Annotated in this window: 17 protein-coding genes, 1 tRNA gene and 2 pseudogenes; 11 read left to right on the forward strand and 9 right to left on the reverse strand. The window is 66.9% G+C overall.

The window, feature by feature from the left end; translation table 11 throughout:
• Position 1: 1 nt before the first annotated feature.
• The gene (locus MBELCI_RS02370) at positions 2-301 is read right to left on the reverse strand and encodes a DUF2849 domain-containing protein (protein ID WP_021692547.1); all 300 of its coding nucleotides are present in this window, start codon (positions 299-301) and stop codon (positions 2-4) included.
• Between the two features lie 141 nt (positions 302-442).
• Between MBELCI_RS02370 and MBELCI_RS02375 the strand changes: the two genes are divergently transcribed.
• The gene (locus MBELCI_RS02375; RefSeq protein ID WP_021692548.1) at positions 443-904 is read left to right on the forward strand and encodes an Lrp/AsnC family transcriptional regulator; all 462 of its coding nucleotides are present in this window, start codon (positions 443-445) and stop codon (positions 902-904) included.
• Positions 905-911: 7 nt separating this feature from the next.
• Here MBELCI_RS02375 and MBELCI_RS02380 read toward each other — a convergent pair whose 3' ends face one another.
• Positions 912-2,078, reverse strand: coding sequence for a cytochrome P450 (locus MBELCI_RS02380; protein WP_021692549.1), 1,167 nt, complete (start codon positions 2,076-2,078; stop codon positions 912-914).
• A gap of 59 nt (positions 2,079-2,137) precedes the next feature.
• Here MBELCI_RS02380 and MBELCI_RS02385 point away from each other — a divergent pair, with 59 nt between their 5' ends.
• The 5 genes and pseudogenes from MBELCI_RS02385 to MBELCI_RS02405 all read left to right on the forward strand — a co-directional run bounded on the left by MBELCI_RS02385 (position 2,138) and on the right by MBELCI_RS02405 (position 8,529).
• Positions 2,138-3,853: a sensor histidine kinase gene (locus MBELCI_RS02385; protein ID WP_021692550.1), complete on the forward strand. Its 1,716-nt coding sequence runs from the start codon at positions 2,138-2,140 to the stop codon at positions 3,851-3,853.
• Positions 3,850-5,096: pseudogene (locus tag MBELCI_RS02390) on the forward strand (sigma-54-dependent transcriptional regulator). Before MBELCI_RS02385 ends, MBELCI_RS02390 begins: the two are co-directional and overlap by 4 nt.
• A gap of 216 nt (positions 5,097-5,312) precedes the next feature.
• On the forward strand, positions 5,313-6,317 hold the full coding sequence (locus MBELCI_RS02395; RefSeq protein ID WP_021692552.1) for a DctP family TRAP transporter solute-binding subunit: 1,005 nt from the start codon (positions 5,313-5,315) through the stop codon (positions 6,315-6,317).
• An 89-nt stretch (positions 6,318-6,406) separates the two neighbouring features.
• On the forward strand, positions 6,407-7,099 hold the full coding sequence (locus MBELCI_RS02400; RefSeq protein WP_021692553.1) for a TRAP transporter small permease: 693 nt from the start codon (positions 6,407-6,409) through the stop codon (positions 7,097-7,099).
• 2 nt (positions 7,100-7,101) lie between these two features.
• Positions 7,102-8,529, forward strand: coding sequence for a TRAP transporter large permease (locus MBELCI_RS02405; protein ID WP_021692554.1), 1,428 nt, complete (start codon positions 7,102-7,104; stop codon positions 8,527-8,529).
• Positions 8,530-8,597: 68 nt separating this feature from the next.
• Here the strand turns inward: MBELCI_RS02405 and tpiA are convergent.
• The 6 genes and pseudogenes from tpiA to MBELCI_RS02435 form a co-directional block, all read right to left on the reverse strand.
• Positions 8,598-9,346 (reverse strand): annotated as a pseudogene (tpiA, locus tag MBELCI_RS02410) (triose-phosphate isomerase).
• Positions 9,347-9,464: 118 nt separating this feature from the next.
• A complete protein-coding gene (locus tag MBELCI_RS02415) occupies positions 9,465-9,845 on the reverse strand; it encodes a HesB/IscA family protein (protein ID WP_021692556.1) in 381 nt (126 codons plus the stop codon).
• A 63-nt stretch (positions 9,846-9,908) separates the two neighbouring features.
• The gene (locus tag MBELCI_RS02420; protein ID WP_045319589.1) at positions 9,909-11,570 is read right to left on the reverse strand and encodes a mechanosensitive ion channel family protein; all 1,662 of its coding nucleotides are present in this window, start codon (positions 11,568-11,570) and stop codon (positions 9,909-9,911) included.
• 127 nt (positions 11,571-11,697) lie between these two features.
• Positions 11,698-12,054, reverse strand: a complete 357-nt coding sequence (locus tag MBELCI_RS02425) for an SUF system Fe-S cluster assembly protein (RefSeq protein ID WP_021692558.1) — start codon at positions 12,052-12,054, stop codon at positions 11,698-11,700.
• Between the two features lie 137 nt (positions 12,055-12,191).
• On the reverse strand, positions 12,192-13,205 hold the full coding sequence (arsB, locus tag MBELCI_RS02430) for an ACR3 family arsenite efflux transporter (RefSeq protein ID WP_200861245.1): 1,014 nt from the start codon (positions 13,203-13,205) through the stop codon (positions 12,192-12,194).
• Between the two features lie 29 nt (positions 13,206-13,234).
• Complete coding sequence (locus MBELCI_RS02435; RefSeq protein ID WP_045319590.1) at positions 13,235-13,579, reverse strand: ArsR/SmtB family transcription factor; 345 nt, start codon at positions 13,577-13,579, stop codon at positions 13,235-13,237.
• An 81-nt stretch (positions 13,580-13,660) separates the two neighbouring features.
• On the opposite strand from MBELCI_RS02435, the gene tgt reads away from it, so the two are divergent.
• The 4 genes from tgt to MBELCI_RS02455 all read left to right on the forward strand — a co-directional run bounded on the left by tgt (position 13,661) and on the right by MBELCI_RS02455 (position 18,859).
• Positions 13,661-14,785, forward strand: coding sequence for a tRNA guanosine(34) transglycosylase Tgt (gene tgt / locus MBELCI_RS02440; RefSeq protein ID WP_045319608.1), 1,125 nt, complete (start codon positions 13,661-13,663; stop codon positions 14,783-14,785).
• A 177-nt stretch (positions 14,786-14,962) separates the two neighbouring features.
• On the forward strand, positions 14,963-16,060 hold the full coding sequence (locus MBELCI_RS02445) for an alkene reductase (protein WP_021692561.1): 1,098 nt from the start codon (positions 14,963-14,965) through the stop codon (positions 16,058-16,060).
• Positions 16,061-16,265: 205 nt separating this feature from the next.
• On the forward strand, positions 16,266-18,680 hold the full coding sequence (gene lon / locus MBELCI_RS02450) for an endopeptidase La (protein ID WP_045319591.1): 2,415 nt from the start codon (positions 16,266-16,268) through the stop codon (positions 18,678-18,680).
• 104 nt (positions 18,681-18,784) lie between these two features.
• Positions 18,785-18,859: transfer RNA gene (locus MBELCI_RS02455), tRNA-Val, on the forward strand.
• Between the two features lie 82 nt (positions 18,860-18,941).
• Here the strand turns inward: MBELCI_RS02455 and MBELCI_RS02460 are convergent.
• Entirely contained in the window at positions 18,942-19,823 is an 882-nt protein-coding gene (locus tag MBELCI_RS02460; protein ID WP_021692563.1) for a 5'-methylthioadenosine/S-adenosylhomocysteine nucleosidase, read from the reverse strand.
• 172 nt (positions 19,824-19,995) lie between these two features.
• Here MBELCI_RS02460 and MBELCI_RS02465 point away from each other — a divergent pair.
• Positions 19,996-20,526, forward strand: a 531-nt coding sequence (locus tag MBELCI_RS02465; protein WP_045319609.1) for a histidine phosphatase family protein, incomplete at its 3' end; no start/stop codon positions are given.

Here is a 20,526-nt window from a genome sequence, read left to right on the forward strand (position 1 = left end):
CTCAGAGCTCCACTTGCTTGCCGTGGGCATAGTTCGACGGCCCGCGTGTGCGGAAGGTTTCGCGAAAATGCGTCGGCTCGGGGCCTTGGGCGCCCGCCACGGCATCGGCGAGATAGGGGCCGACGACGGTGGCCGCGTCCGACTGCGCGGTGAGCAGCCGCAGTTCGGCATGGGCCTCCTCGTCGAGCAGTTCGGCCTCGCGCATGTCCGGGGTCCAGCGTCCCTCGGCGGTCAGCCAGACGGCGTCACCTTCGAGAAGGCGGTTGGCGGTCACGACCTTGGGCGTGAACTTGCGGGGCATGGCGCGATCTCCGTCTTGTGTTCAGGGGCTGATATAGGACAGATGTCTTGCTTTTGGCCACCCATCGGGGCAGATAAGGAATGCGTGTTCCGCCATGGGCAATTGGGGGGACATGCGTTCCAGATTGGAGGAGAGCCGCGAATGTCGTTCCAGCCCGATGAGATCGACCGGAAGATCCTGATCGAGTTGCAGCGCGATGCGGGCCGGTCGCTCGACGACATCGCCAAGGCGGTGGGGTCGTCCAAGACGCCGGTCTGGAACCGGATCCGCAAGATGCGCGAGCGTGGCATCATCGGACCGCAGACCGTCATCCTCGATGCCGAGGCGCTGGGCTTCGAGGCCTGCTTCTTCGTGTTGATCCGCACGAGCGCGCATGAGGCCGATTGGCAGGCCAAGTTCCTCGCCACACTGCGCGACCGCCCGGAGGTGCAGGAGGCTCACCGGCTGGCGGGCGACATCGATTACATCCTCAAGGTGCGGGTGCGCAACGCGCGCGCCTATGACGCCTTCTATCAGGCTCTGATCGCCGAGGTGCGGGTGCAGAGCGTCACTGCGCTCCTGTCGATGGAGGAGATCAAGTCGACGGTGGCGCTGCCGCTCTGAACTGGTCTCAGAACGCGCGGACCGTCAGCTTCTCCAGCCCGTGGAAATGATAGAGATCGGCGTAGCGCGGCGGCTCGGCGAGCTTGAGGTCGGGGCAGTGCCGCATCAGGGATGTGAGGGCGATCCGCATCTCCAGCCGCGCCAGCGGGGCGCCGACGCAAAAATGGATGCCCGCGCCGAAGCCCAGATGCGCGGGCCCCTCGCGGCGCGGGTCGAAGCGATGCGGGTCGATATAGGCCGCGGGGTCGCGGTTGGCCGCGCCGAGCAGGCAGGCGATCCGGTCGCCGCGTGCGAAGCGGTGCCCGAGGATCTCCAGATCCTCATAGACCCATCGGGTGAACATGTGCAGCGGCGGATCGAGCCTGAGCAGCTCCTCGATGCAGGGCGCGTCGATCTCGCGGTGATCCTGTTCGAGCAGCGTCTTTACCGCGTTGCCCAAGCTGTGCACCGTCGCCTCGTGGCCCGCGTTCAGCAGCAGGATGCAGGTCGAGACCAACTCCTCGGTGGTGAGTTTCTCGCCCTTTTCCTCGGCGGCGATCAACTCCGAGATCAGGTCGTCACCGGGGCTGCGCCGCTTGTCAGCGATATAGACGGCGAGAAAGTCGCAGAACGCCTGCGTCGCCATCTCGGCGGCGTCCTCCATGGTGCGGGTGCGGCCTGCCTGATACATGCCGACCATGGCGTTGGACCAGGCCAGCAGATCGTCGGCCCGGCTTTCGGGCAGGCCCATGAGACGGGCGATGACGATGACCGGCACCTGCCGCGCATAGGTGTCGAGAAGGTCGAACGGCCCTTGCGGAAACCCGTCGATCAGCCGGTGGCACAGCGCCTCGATCTCGGGCGCGAGGGCGTTGACGCGCCGCGAAGTGAAGGCGCGCAGCACCAGACCGCGCAGCCGCGTGTGGGCGGGCGGCTCCAGTTCCAGCATCGAATGCGCCTCGCAGGCGTAGAAGGCCGAGAGATGGTCGGGGATCTCGGCCGCGTGCTCCACCGGCGCCTCGCGGCCCATGCGCCGGTCGCGCAGCACCAGCGACACCGCCTCGTGCGTGGTGGCGCAGGCCATGCCGTAATCGGTCCAGCGGAACAATGGCCCCGTCGCCCTTGCCCGGTCGTAGAACGGGTAGGGGTCCTGCACAAAGGCGGTCTCGGTCGGGGCTTGGGTCAATTCCTGCATGACAAGACCGTGACCCGTGGCTCTGGTCTTGGCAAGCGCGCAAGCGATAGGATGCGGCGATGGACGGATCGCGGATCAGGCGGGCGCTGCGGGTGCTCGGATTTCTGGCACTGGTGACGGCGCTCGCGCTGGCGGTGCAGCATTGGGGGTATCGCGCCGCCCTGACTGACATGTCGCGCCGGGGTGCTGCGGATCTCGCGCTGGCCTCCGACCGGCTGACCGGAGAATTGCAGCGCTATCGCCAGCTTTCGGTGCTGACCGCGCGCCATCCCTATCTCGCGCCGCGGCTGACGGGGCCGGATGCGGGCCGGGCCGAGGCGCTGTTGCGCCAGACCGCCGACATGACCGGCGCGCTCGACATCGTGCTGCTCGACACCGAAGGGCGCGAGATCGCGGCGGCGGGCCGGGTGACACGACGACGGGATGCGGGAACGCCTTGGTTCGAACGGGCGATGGACGGCGCTCTCGGCGTGGCGCATCTGTCGAGCCGACGCTACGGTCGACGCGTCTTCTTCTTCGCCGCGCCGATCTTCTCTCCGGACGGCCCGGTCATCGGCGCGGTTCTGGTGATCACCGATGTCGAGGCGATCGAGGCGAGCTGGCGCGGCGATCGCCCGGCGCTGTTCTTCACCGATGATGCCGACCGGGTCTTCGTGTCGAACCGCTCCGAACTGGTGGGCCGCAGCGATCTGGGCCTCGTGTCGCGTCACCACACCGCCGGGCACGAGATCTGGCGCATGCGGGCCGGCCCCTATCTGCCCGAGCGCGGCCTGCACCTGACGCAGCCGCTTCCGGTGATCGGGCTTCGGGGCGAGGCGCTGCTCGACACCGCGCCCGCGCGGCGCATCGCGCTGTTGCAGGCCGCCGCCGCCGCTGCGCTCTGCCTCGCCTTCGGGGCGCTGCTGTTCCTCGCCACGGTCCGGCGGCGCACGCTGGCGCGCGCCAATGCCCGGCTCGAAGAGAGGGTGGCGCGGCGCACCGTGGCGCTGCAGGCGGTCAATGCCAACCTGCAGCGCGAGGTGGCCGAGCGGGCGGCGGCGGAGGCGCGCCTGCGGCGCGCGCAAGCCGATCTGGTGCAGGCGGGCAAGCTGTCGGCGCTGGGCCAGATGTCGGCCGGGATCAGCCACGAGCTGAATCAGCCGCTGATGGCGATCCGCAGCTTTGCCGAGAACGCCGAGACTTTTCTCGCACGCGGCAATCCGGAGGCGGCGGGCCGCAATCTGGGCCGCATCTCGGAGCTGGCGCGCCGCATGGGGCGGATCATCCGCAACCTGCGTGCCTTTGCTCGGCAGGAGAGCGAGGCGATGGTCGATGTCGATCTGATCGCCGTGGTCGAGGCGGCGCTCGAGATGGCGGGCGCGCGGGCCCGGCAGGCCGAGGTCGAAATTCTGTGGACCCCGCCCGCCGCCTTAGTACTGGTGCGCGGCGGCGAAGTGCGGCTGCAGCAGGTGGTGCTCAACCTCGTCGGCAACGCCATCGACGCAATGGAGGGCCGCGAGGCCAAGCGCCTCGCCATCGATATCGCGCAGGGCGGGGACCGCGTTCGGCTCATCGTGCGTGACAGCGGGCCGGGGATCAGCGCGCCGGACCGGATCTTCGATCCGTTCTACACCACCAAGGAGGTCGGGGCCTCCGAGGGGATGGGCCTCGGGCTCTCGATCTCCTATGGCCTCGTGCAGAGCTTTGGCGGCGCGATCCGGGGCCGCAACCACGAGGATGGCGGCGCGGAGTTCACGGTCGAACTCGACCGCGCGAGGGCGAGCGAGGCGGCATGACGACCAAGGTATTGCTGGTGGATGACGACCGCGAGGTGCGCGAGGCGCTGGGCCAGACGCTGGAGTTGTGCGATCTCGACCCGATCCTCGCGGGCTCCTACGTCGCGGCCAAGGACCACATCGCGCCCGAGTTCGACGGCGTGATCGTCACCGACATCCGCATGCCGGGGCGCGACGGGTTTCACCTTCTGGCCCGCGCCCGCGAGGTCGATCCCGACCTGCCGGTGATCCTGCTGACTGGTGAGGGAGACATTCCGATGGCGGTGCGGGCGATGGAGCAGGGCGCGCATGGCTTTCTCGAAAAGCCCTGCGGTCCCAAGAATTTCGTCGCTGCCGTGAAGCAGGCCCTGGGCCTGCGGGCCGAGGTACTGGCCGCGCGCCGTGCGCAAGCCGCCAAGGTTGAGGGCGACGCCGCGGCGCGGATGCTGGTGGGCCGGTCGCCGCAGGCCGAGGCGATGCGGACGCAGGTGCGCGCCATTGCGCGCGCTCGGCCGAGGCGCTGGTCTGCGGCCCGCCAGGCAGCGGCACCTCCAAGGTGGCCGAGGTGATCCACCTTCTTTCGGCCTCGGCCCGCGCGCCTTTCGTCAAGCGGGCAGGGGCCGGGCTCGACGAGGCCGGTCTCGTGGCGGCGATGGAGGAGGCGGGCGGCGGCACGCTCTATCTCGACGAGATCGCGGCGCTGCCGCCGGGCACGCAGTACGCGCTGCTCGACCGGCTCGAAAGCGGTGGCGCGCGGCCCCGCGTCATCGGCGGCAGCACCCGCGATCCGGGCGCGGAGGCCGAGGCGGGGCGGCTCAACGCCGAACTGTTCTGGCGGCTCGACCTGATGCGCGTGACGATCCCGGCCCTGCGCGAGCGGCCCGACGACATCCCGGTGCTGTTTCGCCACTACGTCGCGCAGGCCTGCGAGCAGGCCAACCTGCCCATGCCCGAAATCGAAGCCGAGCTGCTCGCCCGGCTGATGGCGCGCGACTGGCCCGGCAACGCCCGCGCGCTGACCTCGGTGGCGATGCGCGTGGCGATGGGCCTCGATCCCGGCCTCGAAGCCCCAGTCCTCGCGCAGGACGAGCCGGGCCTCGCCGAGCAGCTTGCGCGCGTCGAGCGCTCCTTGCTGATTGAGGCGCTGCGCCGTCACGAGGGCCACGCCACTCGCACTGCCGAGGCGCTCAAGCTGCCGCGCAAGACCTTCTACGACAAGCTGGCGCGCCATGACCTGCGGCCCGAAGATTACAGGCACGAGTGACTGTGTGGTTTTCCACACAGTTTGTGCCTTGTCTTGTGCGGATCTTCGCCCAGTCCTTCTCATCCCATCGGATGATTTCCTGAATTGCAGGCAGCAAACCTTTGTCCGGTAAGCAATTTTTACCAGTCATTGCCTTGGGCGGTTTCCAGCTTGAGTGGCGGCATCTCTGCCTGTTTTCTCGGCTCACAAGAAACAAGGTCCTCTGGGAGGAGACACATGAAGTATCTTTCGCTCGCCGTCACCGCGGCCGCTCTCGCCATCGCTTCGCAGGCCGCGCAGGCCGACCCGATGGGCTGCGACAACGGCGAGACCGTGGTGAAGTTCAGCCACGTCACCAACACCGACAAGCACCCCAAGGGGATCGCCGCCGAGCTTCTCAAGACCCGCGTCAACGAGGAGATGGAAGGCACCATGTGCATGGAGGTCTTCCCGAACTCCACGCTCTATACCGACGAGCAGGTGATCGAGGCGATGCTGCGCGGCGACGTGCAGATGGCCGCGCCGTCGCTGTCGCTGTTCGAGAGCATCACCAAAGCCTACCGCCTGTTCGACCTGCCGTTCCTGTTCGATGACATCGCCGCCGTGGACGCGTTCCAGGCGTCCGAGCCGGGTCAGGAGATGCTCGATAAGATGCAGCGCCGCGGCGTGCAGGGTCTGGGCTTCTGGCACAACGGCATGAAGCAGATGTCGGCCAACAAGCCGCTGCTGGAGCCGACCGATGCCCAAGGCCTCAAGTTCCGCGTCCAGCCCTCCGACGTGCTCGTGGCCCAGATGGAGGCGCTCGGCGCCAGCCCGCAGCCGATGGCCTTCGCCGAGGTCTACGGTGCGCTGCAGACCGGCGTCGTCGACGGTCAGGAGAACACCTGGTCCAACATCTACGGCCAGAAGTTCTTCGAAGTGCAGGACGGCATCACCGAAACCAACCACGGCGTGCTCGACTACATGCTCGTGGCGAGCGTCGATTTCCTCGACAGCCTCGATCCGGAAGTGCGCGAGCAGCTGGTGACCATCGCCGAGGAAGTGACCGCCGAGCGCAACGCCGCCGTCACGCAGGTCGACGAAGAAGCCCGTCAGGCGATCATCGACGCCGGTGGCGAGATCCGCGAGCTGAGCGAAGAGCAGCGCGCGGCTTGGGTCGAGACCATGAAGCCGGTCTGGGCACAGTTCGAGGAAGAGGTCGGCGCCGACATGATCGAGGCCGCCCAGACCGCGGGCAAGTAATCTAGACTGACCGGGCAGGGGCCGGGCCGCCGCCGTGCGGCCCGGCCCCTCGCATATCCGCAACACCGCAACTTGAGGGGACACGGGGGATGAACGCCGTCCACAACAGGCCCGACAAGGGCCGCTTCGCCCGCTTCGTCGAGGAGTTCGAGGAAGGCACCATCGCCTTCCTGCTCGGCGTGATGACGCTGCTCACCTGTACCAACGTCATCATGCGATACGGCTTCAACAGCTCCATCATCTGGAGCCTGGAGACGGTGCTGACGCTGTTTGCATGGCTGGTGCTGTTCGGCATCGCCTACGGCTTCAAGATCACCGCGCATCTCGGGGTCGACGCCGTCATCAACCTGCTTCCCAAACGTGGTCGCCGCGTCGTGGCGCTGATCGCCTGCGCCGCATCGCTGGCTTACGGCGTGCTGCTCCTCAAGGGGGCGTGGGACTATTGGGCGCCGTTCGCGGACCTGCCCAAGACCACCGGCACATGGCTGCCCACCGGCTTTGACACGGCCGCCCGCACCACGTCCTATTTCGAGACCGACCAGATCCCGATGTTCGACTGGCTGCGCTTTCTCGAAGGCTGGATCAACTACGACGAGCGCTACTCCAAGATGCCGCGGGTGATCCCCTATCTGATCCTGCCGATCTCGGCCGCGCTGATCCTGTTCCGCCTGATCCAGGCCACGATCCGCGTCTGGAAGGGCGAATCCGAAAGCCTGATCGTCAGCCACGAAGCCGAAGACGCGGTCGCCGACGCCGCGCATCTCAACCGGGAGCTCTCCTGACCATGGAAGTCGTCTTTCTCTTCCTGATGATCGTCGGCCTGTTGCTGATCGGCGTGCCCATCGCCATCGCGCTGGGCCTGTCCTCGATCGTCTTCCAGCTGCTGTTCTCCGAGACCTCGCTGGCCTCGATCGCGCAGTCGCTCTACCAGTCCATGGCGGGCCACCCCTCGCTTCTGGCGATCCCGTTCTTCATCCTCGCCTCGTCCTTCATGTCGACGGGCGGCGTGGCGCAGCGGATCATCCGCTTCGCCATCGCCTGCGTCGGCCACTTCAAGGGCGGTCTCGCCATCGCGGGCGTTCTGGCCTGCATGATGTTCGCAGCACTTTCGGGCTCGTCTCCCGCAACCGTGGTGGCCATCGGCTCGATCGTCATCGCGGCGATGCGGCAGGTGGGCTACACCCGCGATTTCGCCGCCGGTGTGATCTGCAACGCCGGCACGCTGGGCATCCTGATCCCGCCCTCGATCGTGATGGTGGTCTATGCCTCGGCTACCGATGTGTCGGTGGGACGGATGTTCCTCGCGGGCGTGATCCCCGGCCTTCTCGCGGGCGTCATGCTGATGGTCACCATCTACGTGATGGCCCGGATCAAGGACATGCCCGCGGGCGAATGGCTCGGCTGGGGCGAGATCTGGGCCAGCTTCCGCGATGCCTTCTGGGGGCTGTTCCTGATCGCGATCATCATGGGCGGCATCTATGGCCACCCGTGGATCGACTTCTCCGCCAGCTTCCCGATCGTCTGGGCGCCGGGGGCCTTCACCCCGACCGAGGCCGCCGCCGTCGCCGCCGTCTATGCCTTCATCGTCGCCACATTCGTCTATCGCGACATGGGGCCGCTGGCGGCGAAGGAAAAGGGCGGCAGGCCGACGCCGCTCTACCGGGCGCCATGGGCACTCGGCACCGGGTTCATTCACCGCGACACGCGCAAGACCCTGTTCGAGGCAGGAAAGCTGACCATCGTGCTGATGTTCATCATCGCCAACGCGCTGATCCTCAAGCACGTGCTGACCGACGAGCAGATCCCGCAGCACATCGCCAGCGCGCTACTCGGCGCGGGTCTGGGGCCCATCACCTTCCTGATCGTAGTCAACGTGATCCTGCTGATCGGCGGCCAGTTCATGGAGCCTTCGGGGCTTCTGGTGATCGTCGCGCCGCTGGTCTTCCCGATCGCGATCCAGCTTGGCATCGACCCGATCCATCTGGGCATCATCATGGTGGTGAACATGGAAATCGGCATGATCACGCCCCCCGTCGGCCTCAACCTCTTCGTGACCTCGGGCGTCGCGGGGATGTCGGTGATGGGCGTGGTGCGTGCGGCATTGCCGTTCCTCGCGGTACTTTTCGTGTTCCTGATCATCGTCACCTACGTGCCGTGGATTTCCACCGCCCTGCCCAACGCGGCAATGGGACCCGAGATCATCGTGAACTGAGGCGAGACAGCCTCGAACGACAAAGGGCGCCCCGAGGGGCGCCCTTTCTTTTTTGACCGGCGTCTCGCTCAGAGCGAGGATTCGAGTGCCGAGATGATCGGCGAGAAGTCGGTCGATTTCAGGCTCGCCCCGCCGACCAGCGCGCCGTCGACATCGGCCCCGCCGAAGATTTCGGCGGCGTTGTCGGGCTTGACCGAGCCGCCATAGAGCAGCCGGATCGCGTCGGCCTCGTCGCCGAACCGCTCGCGCAGCTTCGTGCGCAGCGCTTCATGCACCTCGCCGATCTGTTCGAGGCTCGGCACCTTGCCGGTGCCGATGGCCCAGATCGGCTCGTAGGCGACGACGGTGTTGGCGCCGGTGGCGCCATCGGGCAGCGAACCCGCGAGCTGCGCCGCCACGATGTCGAGCGTCTCGCCCGCCTCGCGCTGCGCATCGGTTTCGCCCAGGCAGACGATGGCGGTGAGGCCCGTCTTGTGCGCCATCTCGGTCTTGGCCCGGACCATCTCGTCGGTCTCGTGGTGATCGGCGCGGCGCTCCGAATGGCCGAGGATGACATAGCGCGCCCCTGACTCCTTGAGCATCTCCGCCGAGATGTCACCGGTATGCGCGCCGCTGGCCTCGGCGTGGCAGTCCTGACCACCGACGCGGATCGCTGACCGCCGAGCGCGAAAGCCATGCGCGAAACCAGCGTCGCGGGGGGGCAGACCACGATGTCGACGCGCGGCGCCGCCCATGCGATGCCCAGCGCCTCGATCTCCTTGAGATCGGCGTTGGTGCCATTCATCTTCCAATTGCCCGCGACAAGTTTGCGACGCATGTGTCGTCCTTTCGTGTGAGAAGAGTTGCGCCTGTGTAGACCATATGCGCCGATGGCAAAAGCCGAGGGGCCGGCCCCTTTCGGAACCGGCCCCCGCGCAGGCGATGCGTTTCGTGGCTCAGCCGCTCTGACGCGCGGCGGTCAGCTCCGTGACATCCTTGAACTTGATCGATTCGCCGCAGCCGCAGGCGTCCTCGACGTTCGGGTTGCGGAACTTGAAGCCGGATTCCAAAAGCGAGGTCTCGTAGTCGATCTCGGTGCCGAACAGGAACATCTGCGCCATCGGCGCGATCATCACTCGCGCGCCGTCCTGATCAACCGTCTCGTCGTTGGGATCGGCTTCGTCGACATAGTCCATGGTGTATTCCATGCCGGCGCAGCCGCCTTTCTTGAGGCCGATGCGCAGCCCCGCATGGCCACCTCTCTCCATCAGCCGGGCGATCTGACGGGCGGCGGCGGGGGAAATGCTGACGGCCTGCTTGCCGGGGATCGAGAACATGCGTGCCTCCTGTCTGGGCTCGCTTCCAACATAAGGGCAGGGCGCGCCCGTCTCAAGGCGCACTCACGCGCTCTCGGCCGGTGTCACCTTCGGAAACATCGGCCTGCCATCGGCCTGCATCTCGGCCATGCGCTCCAGAAGCGCCTCTCGCATCGCGCAGGAGGCGGTCCATGAGCTGTTGGCATCCGCGCAGGCGACGCAGAAGGTCACGGTCTTGCCGAACACGTCATGGCCGGTGGTGAGCACCATATGCGAATCCCGCTCGCCAAGCCCTTCGATGTCGCCCTTGTCAACGAACTCGTAGAAGGCCTTGCGCAGAGGGGCCACCGCGGCGTCATGCGCCAGACGGATCTCGACCTGCCGGATGATCGACGGCTCGCGCATGGTCCAGTTCTCGAAGGGTTCGTTCACGAACTCCGAAACGGGGGCCACGATTCGCGCCCCGGTCCAGCTGCGCAGCTGCACATAGGTGAAGTTGATCCGCTCCACGTTGCACCAGTAGTCGCGGTAAAGGACCGTGTCGCCGATCTTGGCCGAGCGGTTCATCGCGATCTGCAGGCTGGCAAGGATGTTGCCGAGGATATGGCGCGCGGCAAAGCCGATCAGCAGGGTCAGCGCCCCGGCCGAGGCCAGGAGCGACAGGCCCAGCGCGCTGGTCAGGTTCGCCTCCGACAGCACCACGCCGCCGCCCACGATCACGATCAGCACGATCAGGATGCGCCGCCCGGCGGCGATGCGGGTGGCGAGGTTGCGACGGTCCTCCATGTTGGCGTCGAACAGGTTGTCGTCGTCGAAGGGCACGATCCGGTTGAGCACCGCGTCGACGCCGTTGAGCACGAAGAGGATCGCCGCCGCGGTGAAGCCTAACACGATGAGCGGCGTCAGCACGGTGTCGATCTTGCCAGAGAAGATGAAGATCGCATCGGTGACGAGCGCCGCCGTGCCGGTGACGACCGCGACGATGATCGGCGTTCGCGTGGCGCGCAGGATGTCGGTGAGCGTCCGACTGCGCACCCGCGCCGCCACGGCCGCCTGCAACCGCCCGACGAGAAGCCCCGCCAGCGTCGCGAGCCCGATGAGCAGCGGCAGGCCGACGAGCTCCCAGCGCATCAGCCCCCATGCCGCCTCCTCGCGCCACGATGGGGGGAGCTCCTCCTCGATCCATGTCGGGCCGTAGAGCGCGTGCAGGGCCGGAATGTTGGCGACGGTCTGGCTGGAGAAGACCCAGACCGGCGATCCGTCCACGGGTTTCACACGGTTGAGCCGAAGCGCCACGGGGCGGGTTTCGAGGTCGACGATGTCGATGAGGATCGAACGCTGCGGCTGACCCGCCACCGGGTTGTCCGAGCTGCCGCGCGTCTCGAGCGCGTCGGGGCGTTCGAGCAGGTCGGACCAGTTGATCACCGCTTTGCGATCAAGCACCTGAACGAGATCGGCGGCAAGGCGCGGGCCCTTGGCCGCCTGTTCCTCGGTGGCGATGTCCGACAGGTCGAGAAGATGCGCCGCCGCCATGCGGTCACCCTCGCGCACCAGATCGAGCAGTGCTTCCATCGTCGATTGCGGCGTGGCGCGGTCGAGATCCTCTGGCGGCGGGCCGAGGCCCTCGTTGAGGCTTTCGATCTCGAAGAAGGCGGTGCTCTCCTGCGCGGTCGCGGCGCAGGCGGCCACGATCCAGATCAGGGCGACGGCGATCCAGTGGCGGGGGGCGAGGGGCATCACGGGCATGAGAGGCAAACCGGGGGAGGGCGGTGCGGTTCCCTATCTATGCGCCACAGCACAGGATCGCGGCGTCACGCCCATGAAAAAGGGCGCCGAAGGCGCCCTCGTTCGCGACCCTTGCGGGGCCTCGCGATCACATGAAGCCCAGCTCCAGCCGCGCCTCGTCGGACATCATTTCCATGCCCCATTGCGGCTCCCAGACCAGATCCACGTCCACCTGCTTCACGCCCGGCACGGCACCTACGGCGTCGGCGACCCAGCCGGGCATCTCGCCTGCGACGGGGCAGCCGGGGGCGGTCAGCGACATCTTCACGTTCACCGCGCTCTCGGCGTCGATGTGGATCGTGTAGACGAGACCGAGGTCATAGATGTTCACCGGGATCTCGGGATCGTAGACCGAGCGGCACGCCTCGACCACCTGATCATAGAGCGGATGGTCGGTCGTGGAGGGCGCGATCAGCGGCGTGCCTTCGAGTTGGGTGTCGGGCATGGGCTGTCCTTGGGCTGGAGCGGGGCGCGCTTTGGCGGCGCCGATACCTGAGCGATCATATAGGAAAAGCGGGCCGATTGGTAAAGAGCGCGGGGGGGTATTCGCGGATCCGGGGACGCGACCACCACCGCCATGGCTCAGACCGTCGCGAATTGCTGGCGGGTGCGGTTGGCGAAGGCCACCAACGACAGCATCACCGGCACCTCGACGAGCACGCCGACCACAGTGGCGAGCGCGGCGCCGGAGTGCAGGCCGAACAGGCTGATCGCCACCGCGACCGCCAGTTCGAAGAAGTTCGAGGTGCCGATCAGGGCGCAGGGAGCGGCGATGCGGTGCGGCACCTTCAGCGCATAGGCCGCGGCATAGGCGATGGCAAAGATGCCGTAGCTCTGGATCAGGATCGGCACGGCGATCAGCGCGATGATCAACGGCCGATCGAGGATCACCTCGCCCTGCAAGCCGAACAGGATCGCCACGGTGGCGATGAGCCCCATCGCCGAAACCGGCTTCACCCTTGCCTGAACCCGGGCGATGCGCTCGGGGCCGCGCAAGAGGCGTCGCGTCAGCAGGCCCGCGCCGAGCGGCAGCGCCACGTAAAGGAGCGTCGCCAGAACCAGCGTCTCCCACGGCACGGCGATCTCGGTCACGCCGAGCAGCAGCGCGACGATCGGCGCGAAGGCCACGACCATGATCAGGTCGTTCACCGAAACCTGCACAAGCGTGTAGGTCGCGTCGCCACGGGCAAGCTGCGACCAGACGAAGACCATCGCGGTGCAGGGCGCCGCGCCCAAAAGGATCAGCCCGGCGACGTATTGCGCGGCGTCCTCGGGCGCGATCCAGGGGGCAAATAGATGCTCGAAGAACAGCAGCGCCAGCAGCGCCATGCTGAACGGCTTGATCAGCCAGTTGACCGCTAGCGTGATCAGCAGCCCGCGCGGCTGTCGCGCAATGCCGCCCAGCGCGGCGGGATCGACCCCGAGCATCATCGGATAGACCATGGCCCAGATCAGCACCGCGACCACGAGGTTGATCGAGGCGATCTCGGCCCCGGCGATGAGCGCGAAGAGCCCCGGCGTCGTGGCGCCCAGAGCGATTCCACCGAGCATGGCAAGCCCGACCCAGAGGCTGAGCAGCCGCTCGAAGCCCGCCATCGCGGCGGGCGGTTGCCCGGCTGTGTCGGTCATTCCGCCTCTCGAGGCGCGCATGGGGCCATGCCGGTCAGGGGGGCGCAGATTTCCGGCCGACCGCCGCAGCAATCCTCCATCAGGAAGGAGATCAGCTCGCGCGTCGTATCGAAGTTTGCAAAGTAGCGGATCGACCGGCCCTCGCGGCTGTTGCGCACGAGGCCCGCGCCGTGCAGCACCGACAGGTTCGCCGACATGGTGTTCTGCCGCGCACCGAGCGCCGCGGCGATCTCACCCGCGGCCATGCCATCGGGGCCGGCCTTGATCAAAAGGCGGAAGGCGTCGAGCCGCGAAGGCTGGGCGAGGGCGGCGAAGGCCGCGATGGCGCTGGTCTGTTCCATGAATCTCGAAATATTGATGAGATGGCCGCTCGTCAAGCCTGCCGATTGCGCGGCGGCGCGGCGCGCGCTATCGCGCAGAGCATGAACTTTTCCTTTGCCTTGAACGCCACAGATGGCGCCGCCCGCACCGGGGTCATCTCGACCCCGCGCGGCGAGATCCGCACGCCCGCCTTCATGCCGGTCGGCACCGCCGCCACCGTCAAGGCGATGAGGCCCGAAAGCGTCCGCGCCACCGGCGCCGACATCCTGCTGGGCAACACCTATCACCTGATGCTGCGCCCTTCGGCCGAACGGATCGACCGGCTTGGCGGGCTGCACAAGTTCATGAACTGGGACCGGCCGATCCTGACCGACAGCGGCGGCTTTCAGGTGATGAGCCTCGCGAGCCTGCGCAAGCTCACCGAAAAGGGTGTCACCTTCAAGAGCCATATCGACGGCTCGAAGCACGAGATCACGCCAGAGCGCTCGATGGAGATCCAGAAACTTCTGGGTTCGGACATCGTCATGACCTTCGACGAATGCCCCGCATTGCCCGCCGACCGCACCCGCATCGCCGAATCGATGCGCCTGTCGATGCGCTGGGCCCAGCGGTCGCGCGACGCCTTCGGCGACCGGCCCGGCCATGCGCTGTTCGGCATTCAGCAGGGCGGGCTGGAGCGCGACCTGCGCGAGGAAAGCGCTGAGGCGCTGCGCGTGGTCGGCTTCGACGGTTACGCGGTGGGTGGCCTCGCGGTGGGCGAGGGGCAGGAGGCGATGTTCGGCTGTCTAGACTACGCGCCCGCGCAACTACCCGAGGACAAGCCGCGCTATCTCATGGGGGTGGGCAAGCCCGACGACATCGTCGGCGCCGTGAAACGCGGCATCGACATGATGGATTGCGTTCTGCCGTCGCGTTCGGGGCGCACCGGACAGGCATGGACCCGGCGCGGGCAGGTCAACCTGCGCAACGCGCGCCACGCCGACGATCCGCGTCCCTTGGACGAGACCTGCACATGCCCGGCCTGCGCCAATTATTCACGAGCCTATCTCCATCACGTGGTGCGCAGCCAGGAGATGATCGCGGGTATGCTGCTGACCTGGCACAACTTGCATTATTATCAGGAGCTGATGGGCGGCATGCGCGACGCCATCGCCGCCCAAGATTTCGCGGACTTCGAAACGCGGTTTCACGCGATGCGCGCCGAGGGCGACATCGACCGGCTCTGAAGCTCAGGGCCGAATTTGCAAGGCCCCGGAAGGGGTAGCGGGAACCGGTTCGCGCGCCTCGACCGGTTCCGCTCAAAACGGTGCTTGAGCGCACAATCTTTCGTGCATGACCGTGCCTCTTGCGGCGTCGTGGCGGCGGCATAGGTCCCCTCGAACCGCTTCGGAGAGGACCCACGAATGACCGACAAGCTATTCACCCCCGGCACGCTCGGCGACGTCGAGCTGAAGAACCGTGTGCTGATGGCACCGCTGACCCGCAACCGTGCCAGCAAGGAGGGCGACGCGCCCTACGACATCCATGTCGATTACTACCGCCAGCGCTCTGGCGCGGGGCTCATCATCAGCGAGGCCACGCAGATCACCCCCGAGGGCAAGGGCTATATCCAGACCCCCGGCATCTATAGCCGCGAGCAGATCGATGGCTGGAAGAAGGTGGTGAACGCGGTGCATGGCGAAGGCGGCAAGATCGCGCTGCAGCTTTGGCATGTCGGCCGGATCAGCCATGTATCGCTTCAGGAAGGCGGCCAGAAGCCGGTTGCGCCCTCGGCCATCAAGGCCGAAGCGCAGACCGTGACCGAGGAGGGCTTCGTCGATGTCTCCGAGCCGCGGGCGCTGGAGCTTGATGAAATGCCGCGCGTGGTCGAGGATTATCGCCGCGCCGCGCAGAACGCCAAGGAGGCAGGCTTCGACATGGTCGAGATCCACGCCGCCAACGGCTACCTGCTCGACCAGTTCCTGCGCGACGGCGCCAACATGCGCGACGACGCCTATGGCGGCAGCCCGGAGAACCGCGCGCGCCTGATCCTCGAAGTGGTCGATGCCGTGGTCGAGGTCTACGGTGCGGGCCGCACCGGCATCCGCCTGTCGCCGCTGATCGAGGTCGCGGGCCTGAAGGACAGCGACCCGATGACGGTCTTCGGCTATCTGATCCCCGAACTGAGCCGTCGCGGTCTGGCCTATATCCACATGGTCGAGCCGGGCACGCAGGGCGATCTCGATCAGGAACTCGGCCAGCAGACCGCGCGCCTGCGCGAGCTGTTCGACGGCGCCTACATCGCCAATGCGGGCTATGGCCGCGCCACCGCGATTCGCGTGGTCGGAAGCGGTCAGGCCGACTTCGTGGCTTTCGGTCGGCCCTACATCGCCAACCCCGATCTGGCCGAGCGGCTCGAAGTCGATGCCGATCTCAACGAGGGCGACCAGTCGACCTATTACGGCGGCGGCGTCGAAGGCTATCTCGACTACCCGACGCTCAAGGAGAGCCGGGCGGCCTGACCGGGCCTTCCATGACATCGGCGTGGGCGGTATCTTCGGATCTTGCCCGCGCCACCGCGCCGGGCCACATTGGCGCGACTGCCGGGCGAGGCGCGCTTGAACTGGCGGGCCGCATCACCCAAGTAACACCCCGGACAGGAGATGGTCACAAGGCTGCCGCACAGCGGGGTCAGACCGTCTTGCCAAGAACAAGGATACAATGAGCATGCAAGAGCCCCTCAGCCCCTCCTACCCGGTGCTGCCTCTGCGCGACATCGTGGTGTTCCCGCACATGATCGTGCCGCTGTTCGTGGGCCGCGAAAAGTCCGTGCGCGCACTCGAGGAGGTCATGGCCGACGACAAGCAGATCCTGCTGTCGAGCCAGGTCGACCCCGGCGTCGACGACCCCTCTGCCGAAGGCATCTACAAGGCCGGCGTGCTGGCCAACGTGCTGCAGCTTCTCAAGCTGCCAGACGGCACCGTGAAGGTGCTGGTCGAAGGCAAGTCGCGGGTGCGGATCGCGGAATTCATTGAAAACGACAGCTTCTTCGAGGCCCGCGCCGAATATCTCTCCGAAACGCCGGGCGACCTCGAGATCGTGACCGCCCTCGTGCAGAGCGTCGCGCAGGAATTCGAGCGTTATTCGAAGATCCGCAAGAACATCCCCGAAGAGGCGCTTTCGGCCGTCACCGAGGCGACCGATCCCGCCAAGCTCGCCGACCTCGTCGCAGGCCATTTGGGCATTGATGTGAAGCAGAAGCAGGATCTCCTGGAGACGCTCGACGTCGCGCAGCGTCTCGAGAAGGTCTATGGCCTGATGCAGGGCGAGATGTCGGTGCTGCAGGTCGAGAAGAAGATCAAGACCCGCGTGAAGTCCCAAATGGAGCGCACTCAGCGCGAATACTATCTGAATGAGCAGATGAAGGCCATTCAGAAGGAGTTGGGCGACGGCGAGGACGGCCAGAACGAGGTCGCCGAGCTTGAGAAGCGCGTCGCGGAGGTCAAGCTGTCGGACGAGGCCCGCGAGAAGGCCGAGGCCGAGATCAAGAAGCTCAAGAACATGAGCCCGATGTCGGCCGAGGCCACGGTCGTTCGCAACTACCTCGACTGGCTGCTGTCGATTCCGTGGAACACCCCGTCCAAGACCAAGAAGGATCTCGGTCTGGCGCAGAAGGTGCTCGACGACGATCATTTCGGCCTTGAGAAGGTCAAGGAGCGGATCATCGAGTATCTGGCGGTGCAGCAGCGCTCGAAGAAGCTTAAGGGGCCGATCATGTGCCTCGTCGGCCCTCCGGGCGTCGGCAAGACGAGCTTGGGCAAATCGGTCGCCAAGGCCACGGGGCGCGAATTCATCCGCATCTCGCTCGGCGGCGTGCGTGACGAGAGCGAGATCCGCGGCCACCGCCGGACTTATATCGGCTCCATGCCCGGCAAGATCATCCAAGCGCTGAAGAAGGCCAAGACCTCGAACCCGCTGATCCTGCTCGATGAGATCGACAAGATGGGTCAGGATTTCCGTGGCGATCCCGCGAGCGCGATGCTCGAGGTGCTCGACCCTGAACAGAACGGCACCTTCGCGGATCACTACCTCGAGGTGGAGTACGACCTCTCGAACGTGATGTTCCTGACCACGGCGAACTCCTACAACATGCCGGGGCCGCTGCTCGACCGGATGGAGATCATCTCTCTCGCCGGCTACACCGAGGAGGAAAAGCGCGAGATCGCGCGTCAGCACCTGCTGCCCAAGGTTCTCAAGAACCACGGGCTGAAACCGGCCGAGTTCAGCATCGACGACGCGGCGCTCACCGAGATGGTGCGCACCTATACCCGCGAAGCCGGGGTGCGGAACCTCGAGCGCGAGCTGTCGAAGATCGCCCGCAAGGCGGTGACCAAGATCGTGCGCAAGGAGGTCAAGGCCGTCGAGGTGACGCCCGAGAACCTCAACGACTATCTCGGCGTGAAGCAGTTCCGCTACGGGCTGGCCGAGAAGGAGGATCAGGTGGGCGTGGTCACGGGTCTGGCATGGACCTCCGTGGGCGGCGACCTTCTGCACATCGAGGCGCTCAAGCTGCCGGGCAAGGGCCGGATGAAGACCACCGGCAAGCTCGGTGACGTGATGAAGGAATCGATCGAGGCGGCGTCCAGCTATGTCCGTTCTATCGCGCCTTCGATCGGGGTGAAGCCGCCGCGTTTCGATCGGATGGACATCCACGTCCACGTGCCCGATGGCGCAACGCCGAAAGACGGCCCCTCGGCCGGCCTCGCCATGGTGACGTCGATCGTGTCGGTGCTCACCGGCATTCCGATCCGCAAGGACATCGCCATGACCGGCGAGGTCTCCTTGCGCGGCAACGCCATGCCGATCGGCGGCCTCAAGGAGAAGCTGCTCGCGGCTCTCAGGGGCGGCATCAAGACGGTGCTGATCCCCGAGGAGAACGAGAAGGATCTCGCCGAGATCCCCGACGTGGTGAAGAACGGGCTGAAGATCATCCCGGTGACCCATGTCTCGGAGGTTCTGCGTCACGCGCTGGTGCGCCAGCCCGAGCCGATCGAGTGGGACGAGGAGGCGGAAGAGGCTGCCGCCGCGGCCCGCGCGCTCGAAGGCCGCGACAGCGGGGCGGGCACCGCCGCGCATCACTGAACGACGACAGGGCGCCCCTCGGGGCGCCCTTTTCGCATTTGCGCGAAATTGCCGTCCGGAGGGTCTTGCGCCGCTTGGCGGGGATCGCTAAACGACGCGCCAACGGGTGATTAGCTCAGTGGTAGAGCGCTTCGTTCACATCGAAGATGTCAGGGGTTCAAATCCCTTATCACCCACCATGATACGGAAGGCGCGCTCCGAGGGGCGCGCCTTTTGCGTCTCAGCCCTTGGCCTGCGGCAATCGCGCCAGCACCGCGCGCATCAGCCGGGCCGAGTTTCCCGCAGCGACGGACAGGAAGGCCGCAATCTCGTTCTCCCCGTCGCCGCCGCCCGCGAGGTCCGACAGCGAGCGAAAGGCACGAAGGGCGTGGCATTGGCATAGGCTACCTGCGCGACGCTGGCGCTCTCCATGTCGAGCACGCGCGCTTCGAAACAGGCGAAGGTGTGGTCGCGAAACCCCGCATTGTCCATGAATACCGGCCCCGAGACGCCATTGCCGCCGACCATGACCCGTGGGGCAGCCTCGCCGCAGGCCATGAGTTCGATCCCCTGGGCCGCCGCGCGCGCAATCTCGAGCAGATCGGGATCGCTGTCGAACCAGAACCGGCTTTCGGGCAGGGTGCCGCCCGGCGGCACCACGTCGACGCCGCGGCTGTGGATCATGCCGAAATTCGCCACCGGCGCCCCCATCCAGCCGGGCAGGGCATAGCCCTCTTCGGTCTCGCGCGCGAAGGCGCCTTCGAGGTAATGGCCCCAGCGCTCGGCCACCACCACGTCGCCAATGCGCAGATTCGGGTCGACGCCTCCCGCGATGCCCGAGAACAGGATCGACGTGACGTTGAAATGATCGAGCGCCGCCTGCGTGGTCATCGCCGCGTTGACCATCGAGATGCCCGACAGGAACAGAACCACCTCGCGACCTTCGAGCCGTCCGGTGATGTAGGTCGCGGGGCCGATGCGCCGGCTTTCCGCATCCTCCACCGCTGATTCGAGAAGCGCGATCTCGGGCGCGAAGGCCGAGGTCACCGCGATGCGCGGGCGGTCGTCGGGCGGCGTCGTGGCGGCGGGTACGGCGCGCGTGGCCGCCTCGGCTGCGTCGTCGGTGGCCGCGGTGATGGCGGCGGCGATGGGAAACTGGGTCATGCGCTCTCCGGGGCTGATTGCCGGTCCCTGCTACGGCGCGCGGGCCGGGCGGGTCCAGTGCTCCGTGGCACCCACGCTTCGGGCCGCGGCCGGCTTGCGATCGGCCACGAGGGCGGGCAGGTTGGTCCTTCGCCCAGCCCGACCCCAGCCTGAACCCGCCAGAGGCCGCCCCATGCCAGACCCCACAGCCCCGCCCACGACCCGCACCGGGATCCCCGAAATCTACGTGATGCGGCATGGCGAGACCGAATGGAATGCGGTGCGCCGGATGCAGGGCGGGCGCGATTCGCCCCTGACGGCGCTGGGGCAGGCGCAGGCTCGCGCCATGGGCCGTTGCCTGTCGGGGCGCGGCGTCGGACCCGCCACGCACCGCCTGCTGTGCTCGCCGCAGGGCCGCGCCATCGAGACCGCGAGACTGGCCTTCGGCATCACCCCCGAGACCGACCCGAGGTTGCGCGAGATCGCCATGGGAGAGTGGTCGGGTCTCGACCGCGCACAGATCGACGCGCGCTGGCCGGGCCCACCGGGCGAGCATTTCATCGACTTCTATGCCCGTGCCCCGAACGGCGAGGGCTTCGCTTCGCTCTGGGCGCGCTGCGCGGATCTGCTGGCCTCGCTCGACGGCCCGGCGATCCTCGTCACCCACGGCATGACCTCGCGCGTGCTGCGCACCATCGCCACGGGGGGGCAGCCGCGCCGATCT

It is taken from the genome of Limimaricola cinnabarinus LL-001 (assembly GCF_000466965.1).
Classification (GTDB): domain Bacteria; phylum Pseudomonadota; class Alphaproteobacteria; order Rhodobacterales; family Rhodobacteraceae; genus Limimaricola; species Limimaricola cinnabarinus.